This window comes from Streptomyces sp. NPDC046379 (genome assembly GCF_055587785.1).
This window is the reverse complement of record NZ_JBVJFP010000070.1, coordinates 1-1235: the sequence shown is the minus strand read 5'-3', so window position 1 is coordinate 1235 and position 1235 is coordinate 1. Positions and strand designations below refer to the sequence as shown.

Sequence of the window (1235 nt, the reverse complement as noted above, 5' to 3'; positions counted from 1 at the left end):
TTAGAGGTCATCTCATTTGGCTACCTCGGTAGGCTGTGGGGCGTGGTGGGGATCGTTGAGCGGCTGGTGCCGGACGAGTTGTGGGAGTTGTTCCAGCGGGTGGTGCCGGAGGCGCCTTCGCGGCCTCAGGGCGGTGGCCGCCGTCGGCATGGCGACCGTGAGGTGCTGGCCGCGATCGTGTTCGTGGCCACGTCGGGCTGCACGTGGCAGCAGTTGCCCGCTGCGTCGTTCGGTCCGTCGGGGGCGACGGCTCACCGCCGTTTTGCCGAGTGGACGAAGGCCAGGGTGTGGGCCAAGCTCCACCGCCTGGTCCTCGATGAGCTGGGCTCCCGCGGCGAGTTGGACTGGTCCCGCTGCGCGATCGACTCGGTGAACATGCGGGCCCTGAAAAGGGGGACCTGACGGGCCCGAATCCTGTCGACCGGGGCAAGTACGGGTCGAAGATCCACCTCATCACCGAGCGGACCGGTCTGCCCCTGTCCGTCGGAATCTCGGGGGCGAATCTGCACGACAGCCAAGCCTTGATCCCTCTGGTGAAGGGCATACCGCCCATCCGCTCCCGCCGCGGACGTCGGCGACGCAGGCCGGGCAAGCTCCACGCCGACAAGGGATACGACTACTCTCACCTGCGGCGATGGTTACGAGGGCGCGGCGTCACCCACCGCATCGCCCGCAAAGGCATCGAGACCTCGCAGCGACTGGGCCGCCACCGCTGGACCATCGAGCGCACGATGTCCTGGCTCGCCGGCTGCCGCCGCCTTCATCGCCGCTATGAACGCAAGGCCGAGCACTTCCTCGCCTTCACGAGCATCGCCTGCACCCTCATCTGTTATCGGCGGCTCGTCTGCTGATATGGGTCTGCAGCAGTTTGATCGCCAGGTCGTGACCGTAATGACTGGCCATGTCCATGGGGGTGTGGCCGTCTGGGTCTGCGAGCTCTGGATGAGCCCCGAAGGCCAGCAGCACGGCCGTGGTGTGCACAGTCAACGGCTGTCCGCTCTGCAGGGACCCATCACCCTCAACGTCGATCGCGTGCGTCAGCAGCGTCATATTGCCGCAGACCTCATCGGGATCGGAACCAGCGGCCAGCAACCGAGCCAGGGCCTCTGCATCCTCCTGCTCGACCGCTTGATGCGCGGGGGTCCAGTAGTCGCTCATCACGGCATTCAACCGTCCCCACAGCACGCCTGCCAGCGACTATCTACGCCCTCACCGCACCAATTGAGATGACCTCT

2 protein-coding genes are annotated in these 1235 nt (G+C 66.2%); one reads left to right on the top strand and one right to left on the bottom strand.

The genetic code is table 11. The annotated features are described in order from the left end of the window. Nucleotides 1-51: 51 nt before the first annotated feature. Nucleotides 52-851, top strand: a protein-coding gene (locus ACZ6KF_RS34040) for an IS5 family transposase (protein WP_469161036.1) whose coding sequence is annotated in 2 segments (ribosomal slippage) — nucleotides 52-391 and nucleotides 391-851 — 801 coding nt in all. Because the reading frame shifts where the segments join, the coding sequence is not laid out codon by codon here. On the opposite strand, the gene ACZ6KF_RS34035 is transcribed toward ACZ6KF_RS34040, so the two are convergent. Next, complete coding sequence (locus tag ACZ6KF_RS34035) at nucleotides 823-1158, bottom strand: ankyrin repeat domain-containing protein (RefSeq protein ID WP_019527982.1); 336 nt, start codon at nucleotides 1156-1158, stop codon at nucleotides 823-825. The genes ACZ6KF_RS34040 and ACZ6KF_RS34035 overlap by 29 nt on opposite strands. Between the last annotated feature and the right edge of the window lie 77 nt (nucleotides 1159-1235).